At 42.5% G+C, this 18,938-nt stretch carries 16 protein-coding genes; 10 read left to right on the top strand and 6 right to left on the bottom strand.

Features of this window, described 5'->3' with window-relative positions; translation table 11 throughout:
• The 7 genes from B2X72_RS09720 to B2X72_RS09750 form a co-directional block, all read left to right on the top strand.
• Positions 1-600 (top strand): HmuY family protein (locus B2X72_RS09720; protein WP_286849389.1); only part of this gene is annotated, 600 nt, incomplete at its 5' end.
• A 39-nt stretch (positions 601-639) separates the two neighbouring features.
• A complete protein-coding gene (locus B2X72_RS09725) occupies positions 640-1,626 on the top strand; it encodes a hypothetical protein (protein WP_286849392.1) in 987 nt (328 codons plus the stop codon).
• A 67-nt stretch (positions 1,627-1,693) separates the two neighbouring features.
• Positions 1,694-2,263 carry a hypothetical protein gene (locus B2X72_RS09730; protein ID WP_075992426.1) on the top strand — a complete coding sequence of 190 codons (570 nt, stop codon included), beginning with the start codon at positions 1,694-1,696 and terminating at the stop codon, positions 2,261-2,263.
• Between the two features lie 162 nt (positions 2,264-2,425).
• Positions 2,426-3,340 (top strand): DUF5018 domain-containing protein, encoded by a 915-nt coding sequence (locus B2X72_RS09735; protein ID WP_248933706.1) that lies wholly within the window; start codon positions 2,426-2,428, stop codon positions 3,338-3,340.
• Between the two features lie 8 nt (positions 3,341-3,348).
• Entirely contained in the window at positions 3,349-4,491 is a 1,143-nt protein-coding gene (locus B2X72_RS09740; protein WP_286849396.1) for a cytochrome-c peroxidase, read from the top strand.
• 197 nt (positions 4,492-4,688) lie between these two features.
• Entirely contained in the window at positions 4,689-5,936 is a 1,248-nt protein-coding gene (locus tag B2X72_RS09745) for a S41 family peptidase (protein ID WP_286849398.1), read from the top strand.
• A 141-nt stretch (positions 5,937-6,077) separates the two neighbouring features.
• Positions 6,078-6,641, top strand: a complete 564-nt coding sequence (locus B2X72_RS09750) for a biliverdin-producing heme oxygenase (RefSeq protein WP_088161405.1) — start codon at positions 6,078-6,080, stop codon at positions 6,639-6,641.
• A 497-nt stretch (positions 6,642-7,138) separates the two neighbouring features.
• On the opposite strand, the gene B2X72_RS09755 is transcribed toward B2X72_RS09750, so the two are convergent.
• The 5 genes from B2X72_RS09755 to B2X72_RS09775 all read right to left on the bottom strand — a co-directional run bounded on the left by B2X72_RS09755 (position 7,139) and on the right by B2X72_RS09775 (position 14,607).
• On the bottom strand, positions 7,139-8,143 hold the full coding sequence (locus B2X72_RS09755) for a metallophosphoesterase (protein ID WP_286849402.1): 1,005 nt from the start codon (positions 8,141-8,143) through the stop codon (positions 7,139-7,141).
• Positions 8,144-8,152: 9 nt separating this feature from the next.
• Complete coding sequence (locus tag B2X72_RS09760; protein WP_286849405.1) at positions 8,153-9,802, bottom strand: RagB/SusD family nutrient uptake outer membrane protein; 1,650 nt, start codon at positions 9,800-9,802, stop codon at positions 8,153-8,155.
• Positions 9,803-9,896: 94 nt separating this feature from the next.
• The gene (locus B2X72_RS09765) at positions 9,897-12,935 is read right to left on the bottom strand and encodes a SusC/RagA family TonB-linked outer membrane protein (protein ID WP_075992421.1); all 3,039 of its coding nucleotides are present in this window, start codon (positions 12,933-12,935) and stop codon (positions 9,897-9,899) included.
• 5 nt (positions 12,936-12,940) lie between these two features.
• A complete protein-coding gene (locus B2X72_RS09770; RefSeq protein WP_286849409.1) occupies positions 12,941-13,999 on the bottom strand; it encodes a FecR family protein in 1,059 nt (352 codons plus the stop codon).
• 83 nt (positions 14,000-14,082) lie between these two features.
• Positions 14,083-14,607: an RNA polymerase sigma factor gene (locus tag B2X72_RS09775; RefSeq protein ID WP_075992419.1), complete on the bottom strand. Its 525-nt coding sequence runs from the start codon at positions 14,605-14,607 to the stop codon at positions 14,083-14,085.
• 271 nt (positions 14,608-14,878) lie between these two features.
• Between B2X72_RS09775 and B2X72_RS09780 the strand changes: the two genes are divergently transcribed.
• The 3 genes from B2X72_RS09780 (at position 14,879) to B2X72_RS09790 (ending at position 17,769) form a co-directional block, all read left to right on the top strand.
• A complete protein-coding gene (locus B2X72_RS09780) occupies positions 14,879-16,021 on the top strand; it encodes a DUF4932 domain-containing protein (protein ID WP_286849412.1) in 1,143 nt (380 codons plus the stop codon).
• Between the two features lie 147 nt (positions 16,022-16,168).
• On the top strand, positions 16,169-17,224 hold the full coding sequence (locus tag B2X72_RS09785; protein ID WP_286849414.1) for a 3-oxoacyl-ACP synthase III family protein: 1,056 nt from the start codon (positions 16,169-16,171) through the stop codon (positions 17,222-17,224).
• A gap of 353 nt (positions 17,225-17,577) precedes the next feature.
• Positions 17,578-17,769, top strand: a complete 192-nt coding sequence (locus B2X72_RS09790) for a cold-shock protein (RefSeq protein WP_070566486.1) — start codon at positions 17,578-17,580, stop codon at positions 17,767-17,769.
• A gap of 140 nt (positions 17,770-17,909) precedes the next feature.
• Here the strand turns inward: B2X72_RS09790 and B2X72_RS09795 are convergent, their stop codons facing one another.
• A complete protein-coding gene (locus tag B2X72_RS09795; RefSeq protein WP_286849416.1) occupies positions 17,910-18,503 on the bottom strand; it encodes a TlpA family protein disulfide reductase in 594 nt (197 codons plus the stop codon).
• Positions 18,504-18,938: the final 435 nt, after the last annotated feature.

Consider the following 18,938-nt stretch of genomic DNA (forward strand, 5'->3'; position numbering starts at 1 on the left):
CGCTTGATTACGGTTAAGAATTTTGGCGAAGACTTACCTGCTGGAAGTGCACCAACCACGGCGCAATCACCAATATATTACAGCCTGGAACAGAACAAAGCTGTGACACCGGATTATAAACTAACCGCACGGTGGGATATCTCTTGCTCAGAAATATACCGCAGTTTTATCAACTGCAACAATACAGCAAATGGATTTGGTAAAGGTGGACCAGGCAAAGGCGGAATCCTGATTGTCGAGAAAAAGTTTGAAGATGTAATCGATATCCCTTCAGACGCCGAGTTTCGCAAAGGTGAAAAAGCATATGGTACTGATAACTCCGGTGATTTTGGAGAAGGCTTGGGCTGGTATCTGTATGATTTTAACGGTACGTTCAAAGGCGGGGGTGCTGAAAACAAAAAACACGTCTGCTGGCCTATAGAAGGGCATACCCTAGTTGTCCGTACGGCGAATGGAAACTACGCCAAGATCAAAATGCAGAGTATCTACAAAGATCTGCTCGATTCGAAGGATTGGTATACAAATTCGCCTACACCCTACTTTTCTTTCCAATATGTACTTGCCAAAGCTGGCAGTACCAAATTTACAATTGCTAACTAAAAAAATAAGTATAGCGTACTTATTAGATACTAAACTAACATGAAAAGATTATACAGCATCTTAAGCTTCCTTTTTGTAGGATTGCTGCTAACCCGCTGCACCAAAACGGAAGAATTAGCCTTACTTCCAGCAGACAAAATACTGGAATACAAAGTCACCAACCTCCCCAATGACGAAGTTATTTATGGAGCCGTCGACAATGAGGCCAATACCATTACCGTATATGTCCCCTACTACTATGGTTTATTGGTGATAGATCCGAGCATTACACTCTCCAATGGAGCCAGTATTACAGAAGAAATTTTACCTGTTAAAACAGATGAAAAGAACCAGACGTATACTGTAAAGTCCGCTACAGGTACCACAAGAACCTATAGCTTAAAGATTGAATTACAAAGTACACCATCTTTTGAAGCGACTTTTGCATCGACATCTTCTATTTCGCTTACAAAAGGCCCTGGAGGTGCTTTTCCAGCCATTAATGGAACCTTTATGCATACCAATCCTTCATTGGTGAGTATTGCATTGATTAATCAAGAAACCAAGGAGCGATTTAAGATGGCTACGCCCAATAGCTTGAAAGTTTCGGTGATTGGATACCAATTAAGCTATACGGGTACCGAACGGGAAAACCGCATTCCATCCGATATTAAAGCAGGCACTTATGATGTAGAGGTGACCAACATCAACCATACCATTACATTAGCCAATCCGCTCAAAATTACATATCGTCAACCGGATGTAATTGTTAGCTTATCGGGTCTAAATTTGGCAAAAAATAAAGACTGGACCATTAAAGCCAACTTAGATAAAGTGATTTTAGATCCGACAGCTGTTATTATGACACTCAATGGAAAGGATTATCCATTGACCATTAAATCTTATAACCGTACCGAAATGACGGTTTCCTTACCAACAAATCTTCCAATCGGAACCTTTGATAACTTACAGATCAAATTCCAATTTAAAGACTGGGCCGATGTTGTAAAGACACAGTTGTCTCCAAGTACAATAACGGAATCATAAACAAGCATCCACAGTATGCCATGGTGGCATCAAAATTAAATAAATTAAAACAAGAGGAGATCTCAACATGAACTCAAACATCAAAACTATCTTAAAATCAGCGATGGCCGTGACTGTGCTATCGGCAGCAGTATGGGCAGCAGCCCCAACAACAGAATCAGCAACAGCTCCTTTAGCGCTGAACCAAGCTAAGGCAAATAGTAACTACACTGTTGTAGGTCAATGGTGGAGCCCAGCAGCTGCAGCAACTTGGCCTGCAGTATATGTCGACCTTGCTACAGGTGCACAAAGCTTAAGTAGCTCTGGCCAAGTTGCATTCTTTAGCCATGTAAATGGTTCGATCAAGGCTAATGGATCTTATTCGATCAGAACGGTAGCAAAAGACATCGCTTCCGTTACAGCATCAGATTGGGCAACAGCGACTCCAGTATCATCACAGGGTAGTGGCGAATGGTATGAATATGATTTAGATAGCCATGCAAACCAAGCAATCCAACCTTTGACAGTGTTGGTCGGAAATTCTTCCGGAGCTTCGTATGCTGTTAAGTTAATTAATTTTACAAATGTTGGCCAACAAGTAGTGGCAGGTCAATTACAAGTAAAAGCAGATACCAATATCGAAGTTAAGGCATTATAGTCCTTCCTATTTAATGAATGAAAGATTCCGCAACCTGGTGGATGGGTTGCGGATCTTTATAACCTAATCATCATCCGCATAACGATTTTTTAACCAAAAAAAATTATGCAACACTCATTTTTGAAAAAACAAATACATATCATTCAATTCCTAGCTATTTTTATGCTAGCATTAACATGCTGGTCCTGTAAAACCGAATACCCCAGCCTACCCTACAACGACATCGAATCCTTTAGCATTCAGGATGCTGATGGCAAAACCTTGTCAGCCAGTATTGTGAATGACCAGATTATCTTATATTGGCCACCCTTGGTGGAGCAGCCCGAAAGCATTACGCCCACTATTAAAATTTCGGAATTAGCGACAATTACTCCTGCATCTGGGACAGCAATACAGTTACAATCCGACAAACCAATTACCTATACTGTGCGGGCACAAGATGGTTCCAGCAAAAATTATACATTGGTATTCCAGTACAACCAGCCGCTGGTACAGGCAGAAATGAATCTGCTTGAAGGCAAATATTACCTTAGTTACCCAAAAAATGAGGATTTGGTAGTACGAGGAGAAAATATTTTGCCAGACGAGGCGCAAACCAAGGGCTATCTGGTCGATAAGGATGGAAAAGAGACCTTACTTTCTTTTTCTCAACCTCCAACATCTTTTATTGCACAATTTAATACTCCAGAAGATCTCAAACCAGGCAAATACCACATCAAACTGATCTCCGGACGTTACACGAAACTCACCGATGCTTTTGAGGTATTCTTACCAACATTATACAATGTCATAAAATGGCAGGATTATACTGGCAAAAAGGGCGGCGACCTGGTGCTGAACATAAACAGTAAAGAGACTTATGAACTTTATTTCAAGGCAGATTTTGACCATTTTATAGCGATTGATAACCTCAATAACGAATATACTATCAACAATGTAGTCTTTGATGTTGCAACGATGACGATAAAGCTATCCATTCCCGTATCTGTACAGGGAAACGCAATTAAATCCTTGAAGATGATGGATAAAAACGGAAACTTATTATCAGAAGGTGATTTTAACATCTCTTTAAATTAATTAACACCTTGCCTAAGATATTTTTGACCGCATATTTTCGCTATCGTACAAAACCTTTAATCACAACATGTTTCGCGGCACTAGCAGTATGCAGTTGCAGCAAGAGCGCTTCTGTCCCAGAAGAGCCTAAAGCTCCTACTTTGCCTGAAGAAACCTTACGTCAACAATATAGTAAATCGGTAACGCAATGGCCGGCTGCCACTTGGTACAACAATATCAAGGTACGTGAACTGGCCGCTTTACCTGAAAACCCATCGAAAGATAAGGCCGAGCTTGTAGCACTTGGAAAAGCCTTATTTTTCGACCCCCGCACCGGTAATGGCATGAAGACTTGCGCTTCATGTCATAATCCGGACACCTACTGGATCGACCAAAAAACAACGGCAGATGGTATCGCACTGCATCACCGCAATACACCTTCCATGGAAAATGTCTGGTACCTGGAAGGCAAACTCTTCCACGACGGCCGCGCAACGACTTATCGAGAGCAGATTGCCGAAGCCATCAACTCCCCCATCGAAATGGGCGGAAATACGACTGCTTTACCCGCTAAGCTGCAAGCTATACCAGGCTATCTTCGTTTATATGAGGCGGCTTACTCGAGCCAGACGATGAGCGTCGAAGGATTGCTGGATGCCATAGCAGCGTATTCAAGATCAATTAGCAGTGGTGAAACCACCTTTGACCGTTTTATCCAAGGAGATTACCAGGCATTAAACGATGCACAGCTCGAAGGCCTCCATCTGTTTCGCACAAAAGGGAAATGCATCAACTGCCATAATGGTGCCTTCTTTACCGATCTCGATTTTCATAACCTGGGCTATGCTGTTACCAGCAAAGGTGCCTTGGACAATGGTCGCTTTGAGACAACAGGACTGGAAACAGACAAAGGTAAATTTCGCACGCCGGGTCTGCGCAATGTGATCCATACTGCACCCTACCTGCACAATGGTAGTATTTCGAGCTTAGGTGAACTGATCAACCTGCTGAGTCAGGGCATGCCCCAAAAGACAGGACAACAGATCAATGGCACCTTATCGCCGCATATTCAAAATGTCCGATTGAGCAGTAAAGAACAGGAAAATATCTTGGCTTTTTTGGAGAGTTTATCCAGTGTACCAAACAAAACAGAACGACCTGTATTGCCCTAAAATAAAAAATCCCAAAGGGGATACCTTTGGGACATTTTGAGTACTCCACAGTAGCAGAGGCATCAAAAATTAAATAAATTGGCACAAAATTAGGCTTTTATATTAAATAAAAAAGTAAAAAAGTATTAAATTTCAGATAATTATCCATTTTGTAGCGAATCAACTACAAGGAAAAGGAACAAAATGCACATTATATAATGAGTCGAATCAGCCAAACAGTTGGTCTATTAGTTATAATAACTGCTATAACAGCTTGTCAGAACGGCAGTAAAACAACAACTTTGCCCGATGAATTTATTAGTCCAAAAACAGGAACAAAAAAAGAATTGACTCTCGACTCGATCTACCTGTATGCCAAACAGCTATACCGCTGGCAGGAATCTCTCCCTTCATATACCACTTTTGATCCGCGGACGAAATATGCACAGATAGACCCCGAACAAACGGCTTATGAGCGGGCACTTTTTGCCCTCAGCCAATACGCTTTGTATAAGAAAGATAGACCTTACGAATTGTCGACCATCCCGAATAAACCCAAATATTCATATTTGGAGCGTCGTCGTAACGACAAGAAAAGTAGTGGTCACATGGCCAGCATAGAAACACCCTACAGGTATGCTACACACCTGTCCTACTGGTCTGCTGGAAAAAAACGGATTGCTTATGTTTACATTCCCTCCTTTCCCCAGATCCAGACAGTAAAGGCCGAACTGGATCAGCTTGCAGCCGAACTGGCTCAAAAGCAAGTTACTCATCTCATCCTCGATCTACGTCATAACGGTGGTGGTTATGTGGAGACCGCAGAATATTTAGCCAACCTCATTAGCCCAGCCAAACTGGATAAAAAAGTTATGTTCAGCGAGCAATTTCATCCGAATGTACAGCAAGGCAAAGCAAAACTACTCCTTAAACAACCCTATCTGGATGCAAATGGCAAAGTGGTCCAATACAAAGGACGCCCTGCCACCCTCGCCGATGTAGATTATAGTGAAAAAGCCAATACGCATTACTTTATCAAAAAGGGACATTTCAATTCACTACAGCAGCTTTCATGCATTGTATCTGAACGCACGGCTTCGGCAAGCGAACTCCTGATCAGCAGTTTCAAACCTTATATTCCGATACGCCTGATTGGTCAGCAGACTTTTGGCAAACCCGTAGGTTTTTTTTCAGTCCACATTGGAGATTTCGATGTATACCTGGCCTCGTTTCTCATCCGGAATGCCAATGGCTGGTGTGATTATTTTGATGGAATACCCGTCGACCTGGCCTTAGCTCCGGTAGAAACCTCCCGCCATCCCGGGGATCCAAAGGAAGCCTGGCTTGCAACAGCGCTAAAGGACATTACAAAAGATGAAAATCTCACAGCAATTTCATCCACGACTTATTTTCCGGTCACAACGTTAGAAGACCGCTTGCTTAAAACAAACTTTAGGTTAAAGTAAGAAACTTATTGCAGCCGGACTTTGTCATACTTATGTTTAAATTAAAACCATTTTTCATAGATGATAAAGCAGAAAACAGCATAAATTTGTGGAAATAAATACGAATCTTTGTATAGAATCGTTATAAATAAAAATAAGAACATGTTAAGTCAACATATCAAAGAGCAAACGCACGCAGCTCACCAAAACGTAGAAGGAACGATCGTGCGCCAATTGAAAAATATTCGTTCAGAAGCAGATTACGCAGAAGTATTGAAAGGCTTTTATGCTTATTTCCGCGCCGTAGAAGATAGTATCGCTCCTTTTGTTACCGCAGAAGTATTGCCAGATTTGGCCGAACGCCGCAACTCATCTTACATCAAAAGCGACATCGAAGCTTTGGGTGGAAACGTAGATAACCTGCCAGAAGCAAATGCACCAGCTGTAGCAAATGTACAGGAAGCACTTGCATCATTATATGTCCTAGAAGGTTCAATCATGGGTGGTCCGTATATCGTGCAGATGCTCAACAAATATGGCGTTACCAAAGGAACTTCTTTCTTCGAAGGTTATGGCGAAAATAGTCGTGACATGTGGGCTGGATTTACAGCGGTATTAAACAAATATTCAGAAGATCCGGCCACTTATGATCGCGCAGTAGAGATTGCTAACCAAACTTTTTATAACTTTGGCGAAGTATTCACTCCTATTGCCAGTGCGAACTAAAATTGGAGTGTTCGTGTTTAATCCCATAAATGGAGCAAAAAGACAACAAATCTAAATGGCTTAAGCGTGCCGGAATTGGAGCATTTCTCTTCTTTCTGGCCAAAGGACTCATATGGCTCGCTGTATTCTTTTTCGCAGCGAAGTCCTGCAGCATATCTATATAACACAACGTATGAAGCATTCATCTAACGCTCAAAAAAGTATGTTAGATGAATGCTTCTATTCAATGAGACCTTTTTCAATCCAATCCGCTTTTTTAGCCCAGAGTAGTCTGTTTTTTTACCTCGAGCGCCAATGTATTCGGGTTGTGTTCGTATTGTGTTCGGACCACCTTCGGAGCTCGACAATCTGCTGATCATTATTGACCAAATTCTGACCAGGTAATTCCTGTTCAGGGTCTGTACGATAGCTGTTCAGCAGCTGTACAATATCTGTATCGCATCCGAATAAGGTACGAAGCAAGAACGAATCCGCTCCACACCTCCTGCCTTCTGACCTTATACTTTTGTAAGCACTGTCCGATACAGCTCCATCCCCTCATGGCTGATCACCTGACAAGCTATTTCTTCGCTACTGATCGAGAAAGAGAAAAACCCGTATTGATCTTTCGCAAAACGACTATACGGCAGATCGGTTTTTACAGGCGTCACCTCTGACCCTGCCCCCGAGATAAACTGATGAAACTTCTTGCCTTCCACTTTTAAGTGCTGCAGCGAATGTTCATGTCCTGAAAGGTAGATATCTACTCCCCGCTTTTCAAAGATAGACTCCAAGACTTTTCGAACCGCCAGGGTGTCGTAATTCGTCGTCCGCGGCCCCGCCGTATACAGCGGATGATGACCGACGACAATTTTCCAATGGGCATCCGAATTTTCCAGTAGCTGATCTAGCCAGGCCAGCTGTTTCTCGGTTTGCTGTCCCGCAACATGTGGCCCATACTCGCTGTTACTGTAAAATTCAGGAATCATCGGATTAGTATCGATAAAAGCCATCAGTACTTTTTTTCCATCCTTAAGTGCAAATGTCTTGCTGTAATAACGCGCAGGCATCTTCCAACGTCTGCTGATCGTACTATAACGTACCTGTGCATCGGGATCTGATTTATAATCGTGGTTTCCCAAAATGGGATACCAGTCCCATTGCAGCGAAAATGCGGTATAGATATTTTCAAACGAATAATGCCACAGGGGATCATGTTCACTGACCACTCCGGAAGGGTAAAAATTATCACCGGTAGAAATGATAAAGTCATTGGGATGCTGATCGGCCCATTGGCCCATCTGCCCCGCTACAGCCAACTGATGGTCGGCACCATTGCGTCCCCAGTCGCCTACAGCCATAAAATGAAGATCATAGGCATCTTTGGGTTTCAAAAGCTGTTGTATATCTTCGCTTTCAAGTTGCGTAGGTTTTGTCAGACCGAAACTACTGAGCGTAATTCCGCCCAGGCCGGCTGTAATCGCCGTGCCCAGGGAATTTTTCATAAAAGTTCTGCGTTTCATCAATAGATTTTAATAACCAGGATTCTGTTGCCAGTGGGTGTTTACGTTTAATACAGTTGTTGGTACAGGGAAAATACGACGGAACTTCTCGCTCATGCCGGCAGGATACAGCGATCGGAATCCCCAGTTATCTTCAAATTTTCCGTAACGGATCAGGTCATTTCTACGCCAGGACTCATCAGCAAACTCACGTGCCCGCTCATCCAACAGATCCTGTAGACTTGGGGCAGCCGTGAGTACAGGTGCATTGACATAGGCTCGGATCTGATTAACCAAAGATTGTGCGGTCTGACCATTGGTCGCGGTAGCCCCACGGAGTATAGCCTCCGCTTTCATCAACAGGATATCGGCATAGCGAAATACAGGTACATCATTGCTCTGATTACGCTGATTGGCTGATGTAACGGCTACGTCCATATAAAACTTAATGGATCTGTACCCCATCGAGCGTCCCTTTTGGTCATTACCTACATTCAGCGTGGCCGCACCATCCGAACGCAAAGTAATTTCTTTAGTGGTCTCCAGTTGCCAATCAAACTGCGCATCTGCATCCGCAGCATTATAATCCTGATCTATGCCGCGTTTGGAAGTTCTGATCAGAAAAGGACGAGTCTTATCTTCTGTATAATTTGACCAATAATATTGCTTACCGCCGATGTATGAGGCATTTCTTTCGTCGCCTTCCAGATTAAATTTCTCCAAATAGCTTGGTAATACACGGAAAGTCCCCCCAACACTTTGAGGCAATGTTGCAAACTGATTTTGGGCACTTCGATGTATCCAGAAGCGCGAATAAGTCATACCCTGCTGTTTTTCACGATCATAGGGTATGGCAAATATAAAATCCTTTACCTGATAACCATTATCGGGGCGGAATTTGGCCATAAACTTGTGGCTTGTCAGGTTAAACTGTCCTGAGGAAATAATCTGGTCGCACATCGCAACCACATCATTTAATTTTTCATTTTGTATACTTGGATTGTAATTGGCTACGTCCGTAGCCGTATAAACAGCCCAGTTGAGGTACAACTTAGCCAGCAATGCTTCGGCCATATATTTCGTTGCTTTTCCATAGGTTGCTACAGAAACTGTGGTCGGTAACAAATCCTTCACCGCAAGCAATTCGGCCTCAATAAAACGGCAAATTTCAGCACGGCTTGAACGTGCGGGGACAGCATCAACAGGCCCTGTGATCAATGGTGCGGCGCCAAAATTATCCATCAGTATAAAATAATAATAAGCACGGATTGCGCGGGCAGGTGCCGTCAGCTTTTCTTTATCTTCCCCGAATAATGCAATGGCATTATTGGCTAAGGTGATTCCAGTGGAAGCATCGTTCCAGATACTTGGTAAGAGGCCGTTGTCTGCGTTCCAATTGTGCAGATGGAATTCGCGGTATCGACCGCCATCAAACCAGTCTGTCCCCATGGAAACACTCACTGCTTCATCCGCCGAGAGTGTTTGGGCCATCCAATGATCGCGCCCCATTGCGCCACGATAGGCGGCATATACATCGGCAAGAATTGCCTCGGCTGCACGTTCCGAATCCGGAAATTCCGTCAGCTGTAATTTTATATCAACATCCAGATCGGTACAAGATCCCAGCGAAAAACTCAATGCTGATAAGGTTAATAAACGAATTAATAGTGTTGGTTTCATATACATTAGTTCTTGTTCTATAGGCCATGTGGCATGCACCATTTATGTCAACAGGATTGTTTCGATAAGAAGTTTTCCATCCCACAGGTCTGTCTTATAAATTAAAGTTAAGGCCAAACATAAACGTTCGCGTCCGTGGGTAGGTCTGACGGTTATCAATTCCCGGTGTTAGGCCTCCCAAGCCCACCTCGGGATCAATACCTTTATATTTCGTCAGCACAAATACGTTGTTCATCGTTGCATATACTCTTAGGTTTTTAATCGGTATATTTTTCATCGGTATCGTATAGGCCAACGTAACATAAGCCAAGCGTAGATAGCTTCCATTCTCCAGGTAACGATCCGATAGGTAATGTGCATTGATATCCGTCATGCGCTCGGTTTCCACAACGCTGGCAAGCACGTTTTTTTGCCCAGCATTACCAACAACGTTTGAATGGCGCGCTCGGGTAGCGTTCATAATTTTCTGTCCAAAAGCACCTTGGAACATTCCATTTAAAGAAAAATTCTTATATGAAAAGCTATTGTTCCAACCCAGTGTCAACTTGGGCTGTGGACTTCCCGTCACAGCCTGATCTTTCTTCTGTGGCGTTGTGGTTGTTTCGCCTGTACGCTCGCCCGTTTTCTCATCTCTGGTATAGAATACCGACACCCCTTCATCGTTGTAGCCTGCCCATTCCCAGGTATAAAACTGACCTATAGGTGCTCCCGGTGTCAGCCTCTGCTGAAATACATTGGTCTGCCCAGCCCCACCGAGATCCGACAATTCGATATAATCCTGCGTAAACTGCTCGTTGGCAATGCTCACCACCTTATTGGTATTGTGCGACAGCACCAATCCGGTATTCCATTTGAAATCCTCTTTATCAATGGCCTTTGCATTCAGACTCAGTTCAATCCCCTTATTCTCAATTTCACCAACATTGGCAGTCAGCGTTGGATAAATATATTTCGATTTGCTTACCTGATAATCATAAATCAGGTCACTTGTTTTCTTTTTATAGACCTCCAAAGACCCTGTCAGACGATTTTTTAGAAACCCGAAATCCAGGCCTAGATTAATCATACTGGTTGTTTCCCATTTGAGGTTCGGATTGCTATTGCGTAGCACCATCAAAGTACGTAATGGGCTTACCTGACCATCGGCACTTACATAATCGAAAAACTTGGATGAGGCACCACGTACAGACTGCGCTGTAAATGCGTCAAAGCCCAATGAGTTGCCACTCACCCCGAAACCTGCACGCAGCTTTAAGTCATCAAAAATTCCGGTTTCACGGATGAATGATTCCTCCGAAAGGCGCCACGCTGCAGACACCGAAGGAAATGTCGCCCAACGATTGTTGGTTCCGAAAGCCGAGGAACCGTCGCGTCTTACCGTCGCCTGTAGGAGATACTTGTTATTATAGGCATAATTCACACGACCATAAACAGATATCATACGCAAGGTGGAAAGATAATAGTTCCCAAAGCCCAACAAATCAACTACATTGGCCATACCCGGATTATAATAACTCAAATCATCACTGTAATAATCGGAAGTCGTCAATTGAAAGCCATCGTTATTGTTGTTCTCCTCCCATGAATAACCTGCCAGTGCAGCTACCTTATGTTTTCCGGCGAATGTCCTTTCATAACTCAGGTTCATTTCCATCACTTTCCGTTCATCTTCTACCGCGGCACGGATAGATTTACCATTCTGACCACGTGCTGCCATCGAAAACATGGAGTAGTACTGAGCATTGTTAAACTGCCTATTTTGCAGCGAAAGATCAATATTATAGGTTAACCCGGGCAAGATCTCATAGCCCAGTTTCGCATGCGCTTGGAGCACCTTAGTTTTAGAAAAATTTGTATTCTCTTCAATTAAGGAAAGTGGATTGGCATATTGCGAACGGTCGGCTTTTTCAAACCAGGAACCATCGGTATTTCGGACCGGCGATACAGGCAGGTAATAGTACATCGCATCATAAACGCTGAGTCCCTGATCCAAAGCAAGCACATCATTCTGCTTGGTGATACTTGCGTTGATATTGAAAGAAGCCGTCAGCCGATTATTCAGCGCCTTGGTCTGCAAAAACGCTCGAGCAATCTGCCGCCCCATATCAGTCCCTTTGATAACGCCATTGTTTTTGATGGTATTGAGACTAATGCTATACTGTGTTTTTTCTGCACCTCCAAGAATGGATATATTATGGTTGTTCGATATCCCTGTTCGCTCAACAGCTCTTTGCCAATCGGTATCTGCCCCCAAGTCGTCCGTTGGTTCCATCGAAAATCCATTATCATTGACATAAGACCGGTATTGCGCTGCATTCATCATCTCATAATGCTTAGCCACTTTATCGATCGCCAGATAGCCGTTGTAATTGATATTGGTCTGCCCTGATTTTCCACGCTTCGTTGTAACGATAATAACGCCATTGGCCGCTTTTGAACCATAAATTGCGGTCGCTGAGGCATCACGAAGCACGTCAATAGAGGCTATATCATCGGGCGCTACCAAAGCCAGCGAAGCGCCCGGGACCCCATCGATCACATAGTAGGGTTCCATCGCTTCACCACTACGTAGCGTTGAAGCTCCCCGGAGACTAACGGAAGGCGTAGCATTGGGATTACTGTTGTTGCTCGAAATCGTCAGGCCGGCAACTTTCCCCTGCAGCATCTGTGCTGGCGAAGTAAATACGCCGACGTTCGCATCTTCTGCTTTGATGGTGCTGATGGAACTCGTCAGGTCCTTTCTGGATACACGGCCATAGCCAATGACGACCTCATCCAGTTTAACCGCACTCTGCTGAAGCTTCACACTCAACGACAAAGGCTTTCTTGCTTCAACGACATAACCCGATAACGTATCGGACTGAAATCCTACCGCCGAAAACACAAATCGATAGCCTGCATGTTCTACTAAATTCTGAAAATGGAATAGCCCCTGGCTATTTGTACTGGTGGTCACACTTGGACCTCCATTATCCTGAATGGCCTTAACGCTGACTCCAGGGAGAAACTCGCCCTTTTCATTTTGTACAGCTCCTTTCACTTGTTGCTGCTGCGCATGTACATGGGTAAGTCCAGCGGAAAGCAACGCAAAAATAAGCAGGTTCTTTTTTTGTGGATTTTTCTTGTTGAGCATATCTGTTAGTTGTTTAGATGTTCAGTAATTGTATTTTCCTGTTTGTATAGCGTATAACTTCCATCCGCATTGGCGACAAAGCGCAATTCATTGATCAAGCAGATTGTTGTCAAGATATCCTTCAATGAATCGTGATGTACATCAATCTCACCTGTATAATGGATGGCGGCAATACCCTTGTCACCCAAATGGATCTGTTTTTCAAATGCTGTTTCTAACGCCTTTAACACAGCAGGCATCGGTGTATTTTTCAGATTTAACAAATCCGGGGCAGACAGATCAGGCATGTTCAATGGCTGTTTTTTATTGACGGCTTCAATTCTTGTTGCACCTCGTGAATCAACCGTCAGCTTTTGGCCCGGGTCAGCTAAAAAAATCTGTTTGAAACCGTTTGTAAGCGAGGATACAAGCACCTTACCTGTATGTAATGCCACAGTCATAGCCTGACGCTTCAATTTGGTATTAATGGTAAAGGATGTACCAAGCGCCGTTGTTTTAGTCCCGCTGGCAAACACCGAAAATGGGCGTTTCGGATCCGATGCTACATCAAAGTAGGCTTTACCGCTAAGTTCAATATCACGGGCATTGGCAACAAAATTTTTTACATAGCGAATATGGCTTTGTGCGAACAACCGCACATGGGATCCATCGGGTAGATCCAGCGTTATACTATAGGGATTTTTATTTTCTATTGAAGTCCAGACTGTATCTTGATGCGCTATAACTGGTTTAGCAGTGGACCGCTGAGCATCTGGCTGTACAACTGAATCTTTTGTCCACCAGGTAACAAAATGGAAGGAAAAGAAAAAGAGAACTGCAGCTGCGGCACTGTATCGCAGTAGCTTTACCAACCGATACCGATGTAATGCCTTTCGATCCTGCGCTTTTTCCTGATTTTGAATGGCAGCCTGTATAAGCGTTTTCATCGTTTCAGTAGGCACAGGCTCCTCCATTGCTGTGCTATCAAATTTCTCCCAATCTTCGTCCTTGAAAAGTTCGTTCACGAGGAAGGGCATTTTCCAGATCTTCTTTTTGATCTGATGCTGCTTTTTATCATGCTTCATACTCCTATTACGCAGGCCAGCACGACATCCCTTAGTTCTTAACAATTATTTAATAAAGGGCGCCGATACTTAACATAAAGGACTTATAGCATAATGGAATAGAGATGTTGTTTGAGTTGAAGAAGTGCTTTACTAATATGCTGTTCCACGGTTTTTGTGGAAATTGAAAATTGAGCGGCAATCTCTTTATGGGAAAGACCTTCTTTACGGCTCAGTTCAAAGACCTTCCGACGCATCGTCGGCATATTCTGGATATCTTTTTCCATCATACGCAAAAGGTCTTTATTTTCAATTGCCCGGATCAGACTATCGGTAAAAGGTGTCACTGCTGTCTGCCCTTCGTATTTGAAACGTGTAGCCTCCTTGCGCAGCAGATCGATCATGACTTGCCGCGCCATACCGAAAAGCTGCAACAGAATACTGAGCTGCTCGTCGAGCTTCTCCCTTTGGTTCCAGAGTTTGATAAAGGTCAGCTGCGTTACCTCCTCTGCAATATAATCCGATTGCGTACGCTTGAGTACAAAACCGTAAATCTGTCGATGGTACTTTTCGTATACGAGATTGAAGCTTTTCTGATTGGAAGATTTGATAGGCTGAATGTGTTCCATTGCGCTGTCAAAAATAAAAGCACAAGGTTTCCTCTGTATTAAGTTAAGATCAATATTAAATTAAACAAATTGAATATATAACCTCTTCAATTAGCAGAATTCATTTCTGATTGTACAAATTTTATTATAAAACAAGCAGAAAACTCCCTATAATTGCAGTCGGGAATATTTCATTTCATAGTGAAATCCCCAATCAGACATGACCATAACAGTTAAAACGTTACGCTATCAGCAACATGTCTTATCAATAATTATATGAAATAACGATACGATGAAAAGGAATATCTTTTTTATTTTAATATGCTTTGTATTACTAGCTAACCTGGCCATCTGCCAAGAAAAAGACGTCGATTTTAGCAAAGCCTATATTGCCCAAAACGACGGCAAGACAACTGTTGAAATCAATGAGGCACAGGAACTCATCTATATTATCTTTGCGATAACTGACTTTGGTAAGGAAAATCCAAACATGACCAAGCAGAATACGGCGTATTTTGAAGAGGTCAAAGCGCATTTCACCCCATTTTCCAATCTGCCTATCGTAAAGAAATTTGACCAGCAGCTGCGAGAGAATCTAACCAACTATTTCCTCTTAGCGGCCAATGTATATGGCTTTAAGTTCAAAAACGACCAATTAGTACCTACAAACATCTATATTTTTCCAGCAAGAGGAGTTGGAAATTATCAGGTGAAATCAAATCCTATCCCCGCTTACAAAAACGACCTGGAAGAATTCGCCAGACAGAGTGGATACCGGACATTCTACAAAGAGCATCAAGGCTATTACGACAGCCTTCGTACAGCATATCAGGAGTATGCTTCCATTGCCGAGCAAAAAGAATGGTTAGAAAAGAAATTCGATTATACAATCAATAGCTATCGTGTATTGACTTCCCCCCTGATTGCCGGAATGAATGCGACCCACACCTTCAAGTACAAAGGTTTCAAAGAAATTTTGCTTTTTTTACCCACCCTCCGCGAAGACGAATCCTGGAGCCCCAAATTCAAAAAAGCATTCAATACACGCATTATTTTTACGGAGATAGACCACAACTACGTAGGTCCATTGAGCGAAAAAAACAAAAAACAGATTGATACCATATTCAATAATAGGGACTTATGGGTCGATATAGAAAACAAAAGTACAGTTCATTATCCAAGTCCGGTAAAAGTATTTGATGAGTATTTAACCTGGGGGCTTTTCATCTTATATTGTTACGATAAGTTTGGAAATGATCATGATCTTTTTGGCCAGATTGTTGAAAACGTCAACGATATGATGGTCAATAAAAAAGGATTTCCCAAAGCAGATGAATTTAACGCCGAATTGTTCCGCCTGTATAAAGACAATAACCCGAAAGATATTCAGAGCTTATACAAGCCACTGCTGGACTGGTGTGAGAAAGAAAATTAGCGCCATCCCGATAATATTTAGTAAATTAAGGCTGAGAAGGAAATAAGCCGCCAGAAATGTGAATGTATACGACCATAAGGAATCAGCATAGCATAAGGGGATGATCGTCGAAATATATTTAAACACAATACGTACGGAGAAACAATTATGAACATTAGATTTATCGGTTCTGGCAGTTATATTCCATCAAAAAAAATAACCAATGCAGACTTCGCCGACCATCTTTTTTTGGATGAAAATGGGTTGCCGTTCAAGGAGCCGGCTTCTGTCATTGAAAAATTTAAGGCAATCACCGGCATTGAGGAACGCCGCTACGCCGATCCTGACCAAGTGGCTTCAGACCTTGCTTTCCTAGCTGGTCAACGTGCCATTGAAGACGCCGGTATAGCTGCGGAAACATTGGACTATATTATTGTTGCACATAATTATGGCGATGTGCAATCTGGCAAAATCCAATCGGATACTGTACCCAGTTTAGCAAGCAGGGTGAAGAAAAAGCTCGGTATCAGCAATCCAAAATGTGTGGCTTATGATCTACTATTTGGCTGTCCGGGTTGGAACGAAGGCGTATTGCATGCCAACGCTTTCATAAAATCAGGTATGGCAAAGCGCTGTATGGTCATTGGCGCAGAAACGCTTTCCCGTGTTATAGATCCTTTTGACAGAGATTCGATGATCTATGCGGATGGTGCTGGCGCTGTAATCATCGAAGCCACCACGACAGAGCAAGGGCTCCTATCGCATGAAAGCGCAACTTATGCGCTTGAGGAAGCGAACTATATAAATTTCGGAAGCTCTTATCAACAAGAGCAAGACCCTGATATACGGTATATTAAAATGAAAGGACGCAAAATCTATGAGTTTGCACTCAGCAAAGTTCCTTTAGCCATGCAGGCTTGCCTCCAAAAAGCGCATATCGATATCACGGCAATCAAAAAAATACTGATCCACCAGGCCAACGAGAAGATGGACGAAGCCATTCTGATGAGATTTTATGCACTATACGGTACAGTACCCCCGCCCGATATTATGCCAATGACCATCCATACATTTGGAAATAGCAGCGTGGCAACCATTCCTACGCTCTATGATCTCATTGCCCGTGGTCAGTTAGACAATCAATCCCTGCAAGAAGGCGATATCATCCTATTTGCGTCTGTTGGCGCCGGTATGAATATCAATGCTTTTACTTATCGGGTTTAATGTAATTTTGCGACTACATCGTGTAGCTATTATGCTAACACAGAGCCTGCATAGGATTTATTTCATAAAAAATAACAAAACACTGTATATATCAATATTTTATACTTAAATTTGTATTATAATCGGCTCCGCCTTTGCTTATCTGAAATCGTCAAGTTATACTTAACACTCAGTTTTCGCATTTTCAGAAGCTTTTTTGTTAGCAAAACGGAGGTAAAGACCTTTTTGGACTTGAGTCAATCCAAGATCATTAAAATCAAATCCTATTTCTTGCAAAAAATCGATTAACTATTGTTCATATTCATTTATCACAATAGTGCAGTACAGATTACTTTAATATAATTTATAAAACAATGCAAGAAGGAACTATTAAATTCTTCAACCAAACAAAAGGTTTTGGTTTTATTACGCCTGCTGGTGGTGGAGACGACATTTTCGTACACGTATCTGGTTTAATCAACGAAGTACGCGAAAATGACAGTGTAACATTTGATGTAGAAAACGGTAAAAAAGGCGTTAATGCAGTTAACGTACGTATCGCATAATTAAGTAAACACACAAGAAGATAATTTATTTATCTTCTTGCGAAGTGTAACGGGCAACCGTTACACTTTTTTTTATCCATTCCATACCCAAGTACCGCAAAAAATCGGACGACTTATCGGTCTGGCATATGGAAGACTTTTTACAATCCAGCCAACATCACTTCTTCCTGTCGCAGAAAATATGGACTGCTATCTTTGAATCTCCCGCGCTTCCTGGAATACTTTCTGATGATATCAGCAACAACATCATCGGTGAGCTCATGCCCCTCTAACGTCGGAAAACCCTCCCAGCGTACAATGCCATCCGGATCTACTAAAATACAGTGTGGGATTCCCTGTACTTCGAGCTGTTTCTTCAACTTCGCTTTCGTATCGATCGCTGAGAAATAATCTATTTTAATCTCCTTCGCCTTTTTAATGACCTCTGCTTTTTCATCCGAAAGGCCAATGATCACGAGTTTATCACCATACTTCTTATGCCATTCATTGAGTTCGGGAATTACTTTCCGGCAGGGGCCACACCAAGTAGCCCAAAAATCAATAAGGATAAACTTACCCTTTGTATCAGGCACATCTGTGAGCCACTGCTCGACCTCAAGTTTTGGCGCCTTTTGATTCAAAATTGATTTTGCCCACAATTTCTTATTGTTGTTGCTCTCCTGCGTATGACCGATTACATGGATCAGGCAAAACGCAAATAATAAGAAAGCTTTTAGGATAAATTTTACATTCATAAAACAGCTTGTTTAGTTCCCCTAATTTATGGATTTTTTTCCACAATTATTTCATCCTTTCCTCCCACATATCGTCTTTTCAAAGACACCTTAGCGACCTTTATAAGACAAAACAACATCTGTACTTTTAATTGATATAAAACATACAATACGCTGTATATAAATAATTAGCATATTTATTAAAAACACAACAACTTAAATTTATTTGCTGTACGGCTCATGATTTCCCGAATGGAGCCAGCCCGGCATCCCTATAAAATAACAGCGCACGATCGACATTTCCACGGCAAAATCCAGATCCTAATCCATCCTCACAAAAGCTAAATTGAAGCGCTCAGCATACAAAAACAACGAAGTGGGCCGGCCCTTTATCCCATTCGTCAAGATAATGCACAAGTTGACCGCATTCTCTTGTAGCAAAGTGTAGGATAGCCC

It is taken from the genome of Sphingobacterium sp. UBA7253 (assembly GCF_002472745.1).
GTDB classification, from domain to species: domain Bacteria; phylum Bacteroidota; class Bacteroidia; order Sphingobacteriales; family Sphingobacteriaceae; genus Sphingobacterium; species Sphingobacterium siyangense.